This is a genomic window from Streptomyces durbertensis (assembly GCF_014156695.1).
Classification (GTDB): Bacteria; Actinomycetota; Actinomycetes; order Streptomycetales; family Streptomycetaceae; genus Streptomyces; species Streptomyces durbertensis.
Genome location: NZ_WMLF01000543.1, coordinates 1 through 3218, shown reverse-complemented (window position 1 = coordinate 3218; position 3218 = coordinate 1). Strand labels below are relative to the sequence as shown.

Sequence of the window (3218 nt, the reverse complement as noted above, 5' to 3'; positions counted from 1 at the left end):
GTGGGGTGGTGGGCGGCGGGGTCAGTAAGGAAAGGAGTTCCTCGAAGAATCCTCCCCACCCACCCACCAAGAACGCTCACCCGGAAGGGTGACAAAGGGGCGAATCGCTGGACAGGCGTCCGGTTGGTCGTCCTAGCCTCGGGGTTGGAGCAGGAACCACCACAACCACACATGCGACGGCCCCCGGCCGGGACGGGCATCCCGATCGAGGGCCTGACCACCGAGGAAGATTAGGACTTCCCGATGGGTGAGCAGCAGCTTAGCGCGCGTGCGCGCGCTTCGTCCGTCGTTCGAGGAGGCCGCACCGGCGGCTTCGGAGGCGGGGTCACGCACGTTCGTCACCGGCACCGGGAGCGGTTCACGGTTGTCGGCAACCACCTCGCGCAGCACCGGAAGTTGAGCCTCACGGCGATCGGTGTCGCGGTGCACATCCAGTCGTTGCCGGACGGTGCCCGGGTGGACATCCGGTCGCTCGCCGCGCGCTTCCCGGAGGGTGAGATCCGCATCGCCTCCGCGCTGCGGGAGTTGGAGGCGCACGGCTATCTGACACGTACGCGGCACCGGGCGCCATCGGGTCGGATCGTCACGCGGACCGTCTACCACCACCGGCCGGGTACGCAGGGACGGCCGGGAGGTGAGGAGCAGGAGCCGGTTCCTCGGCGGGGCGGAGGTGATGAGGTCGGTCGGGAGGGGCATGGTGCCGCGGCCGCCGCACCGGCGGCAGCAGCGGAAGCAGGGCCGACAGCGGGGGCGGTCGAGCCGCCGCCCGTGCGGGGCGTGGAGCCCGTCGGCGCCGCGCAGCCGGTGCGGCCACAGCCGCTGCCGCAGCCAAAGCCACGGGAAGCCGATGACGGGCGGCTGCGTCTCGCCGCGTCCGCGTTACGTGGGCTGCGGGGCGACGCGCCCGCGTTGCTGCTGACCGAGGCGGACGTGCGGCGGCTCGCGCCGGCCGCGGCGGCGTGGCTGGAACGCGGCACCCCGCCGGAGGTGCTGCGCCACGCCCTGACGACGGACCTGCCGCAGCCGCTGCGTCGGCCGGCGGCGCTGGTGGCGCACCGGTTGGCCGCTCTGCTGCCGGCCGCGACGGCGGCCCCGCCCCGGCCCTCCGCGTCACGCCCGGTGCCGCTGCAGAACTGCGACGGGTGCGACCGGGCCTACCGGGCGACTCGCCCCGGCGGCCGGTGCGGCGACTGCCGCCGCCGGACGACCGAGCCACCCGGCACAGCCAGCACAGCCGACGGCGGAGGCTGACCGCGGCGCGCGGCAGGCGTGGCGGGGGAAGGGCCGGAGGTCAGTGGGGCTGGGGCAGGCGGTGGTCGGCGGTGACGCCGCCCGTGCCGTTGGGTGCGAGCAGTACGGCGTCGGACTCCAGGGCTTCGAGCAGCGCGTCGACGGTCTCGTCCAGGGGGACGGGCCGGGGCAGTGGCGGTGGCGTGCCGGCCACGGCCCGGTCGGCGAAGCCGGTGTCCAGGTGCGGCAGGCGGGCGTCCAGGACGACGGTGCCCTGGCTGCGCCGCTCGGCCCGGACGGCGGTGAGCCAGCCGCTGAGCGCGGCCTTCGCCGAGCTGTACGCCGCCATCTGGCGTTGCGGGCGTTCGGCCACCACGCCGGTCACGGCCGCCAGCGTGCCCGGTGTCGGCCGCACGGCGAGCGCGCCGCGCAGCACGGCGATGGGCGCCAGCGCGTTGACGGTGAAGACGTGCTCGGTGACGGGTTCCGGCTGGGTGTCGGCGGGGCCGAAGGCCGCGACGCCGATGGTCACCACAACGGCGTCGAGGCCGCCGAGCCGGTCCGCCGCCCAGTGGGCGAGGTCGGCGCAGCCGTCGAGGTCGTAGGCGTCGATACGGGAGGCGGGGACGCCTCCCAGGTCGGCGGCGTGCTGGGCGAGGCGGGTCGGGTTTCGGCCGGCGACCGCCACCCGGGCGCCCCGCTCGACCAGCCCGGACGCCACCGCCGCGCCGATCACCCCGGTGGCACCGGCCACCAGTACCCGCGAACCGTCCAGCAACATGGGCACCTCCTCGCCTCGGCCCGTAGCCCGTACACCTCCTTCTTCCGCGGAACCGGCTGTTGTGGACGCAGCCGCCCACGACATCGTCGGACGTTCCCCGCGGCGCCGCCGCCGCCGAAGCGGAACGGGCCCTGCCGCAAGGCGGCCGGGATCGGTAGCATTTCCGCTGCCAGCACGGCCTTTCAGTCGGTCTTCGGTGTTCTGGAGGGGATCGCGATGCGTGAGTTCCTTCGAGGTGTGTTCCGCGTGGCCCGGACGGTGGCGGTTGCCGTCGACACCGGTCATGCCATCCGGCACGGCGTGGCCCCGCGCGCCGCGGCGGCCCGACAGCGCCGGTAGGCGCCGCCGGGCGGTAGGCGCCGCCGGGGCGCGCAGGGCGTGCGTGAGGTTCAGGAGACGAGGGCTCCGACCAGGCCGCCGTCGATGACCAGGTCCTGGCCGTTGACGTAGGCGGCGTCGGCGGACCCCAGGAACGCCACGGCGCCGGCGATCTCCTCGGGGCGTCCGAAGCGGCCGGCCGCGACCCGGTTGCGGCTGGCCGTGGCGATGTCCTCGGGGAGTTCGGCTTCCGGGTACATCGGGGTGTCGATGTACCCCGGGCTGATGGAGTTGACCCGGATGCCGCGCGGCGCGAGCTCGGCGGCGAGGGTCCGGGCCAGGTTGTGCGCGGCGGCCTTGGTGGCGGAGTAGAGGCTGAGGCCGCCGACGCCCCGGTGGAGGGTCCACGAGGCGTTGACGACAACACTGCCGCCCTCCGGCATCAGCGGCACGGCCTTCTGGACCGTGAAGTAGACGCCCTTGAAGTTGACGCCCACGGAGAGGTCGAAGTCGGCCTCGGTGACTTCGTCGCTCGGTTTGAAGACGCCGACGCCGGCGTTGGCGAAGACGAGTTCCACGCGGCCGAACCGTTCTCGGACGTCGTCCATCAGGCCGTCCAGCGCGGCGAGGTCGGACGTGTCGGCGACGACGCCGAGGACGGAGTCATTGCCCAGCCGGCTGACCGCCGCGTCGAGCCGGCTCTGGTCCCGGCCGGTGATGACCACACGTGCGCCCTCGTCGCGCAGGCGTTGTGCGGTGGCGAGTCCCATGCCGCTGGTGCCGCCGGTGATGAGGGCGGTCTTGCCGGTGTATCGGGTAAGGGTGGGTGCGCTCATGTGCCGAGCGTGCGCCCGGTGCGGCGGGGGAACCAGGGCGGGATGATCCTGGG

Annotated in this window: 3 protein-coding genes; 1 reads left to right on the top strand and 2 read right to left on the bottom strand. The window is 74.1% G+C overall.

Translation table 11 applies throughout. The annotated features are described in order from the left end of the window. Positions 1-396: 396 nt before the first annotated feature. On the top strand, positions 397-1251 hold the full coding sequence (locus GL263_RS24025; protein WP_323379542.1) for a helix-turn-helix domain-containing protein: 855 nt from the start codon (positions 397-399) through the stop codon (positions 1249-1251). A 40-nt stretch (positions 1252-1291) separates the two neighbouring features. Here the strand turns inward: GL263_RS24025 and GL263_RS24020 are convergent, their stop codons facing one another. Both GL263_RS24020 and GL263_RS24015 read right to left on the bottom strand, forming a co-directional pair. Continuing rightward, positions 1292-2011 (bottom strand): SDR family NAD(P)-dependent oxidoreductase, encoded by a 720-nt coding sequence (locus GL263_RS24020; protein WP_182857840.1) that lies wholly within the window; start codon positions 2009-2011, stop codon positions 1292-1294. Between the two features lie 389 nt (positions 2012-2400). Beyond that, positions 2401-3165, bottom strand: a complete 765-nt coding sequence (locus GL263_RS24015; RefSeq protein ID WP_182857839.1) for an SDR family NAD(P)-dependent oxidoreductase — start codon at positions 3163-3165, stop codon at positions 2401-2403. Positions 3166-3218: the final 53 nt, after the last annotated feature.

What these genes read in the sequence shown, in the direction of transcription:
- GL263_RS24015 (WP_182857839.1), bottom strand. Translation starts at nt 3,165, where the DNA reads ATGAGCGCACCCACCCTTACCCGATACACCGGCAAGACCGCCCTCATC.
- GL263_RS24020 (WP_182857840.1), bottom strand. Translation starts at nt 2,011, where the DNA reads ATGTTGCTGGACGGTTCGCGGGTACTGGTGGCCGGTGCCACCGGGGTG.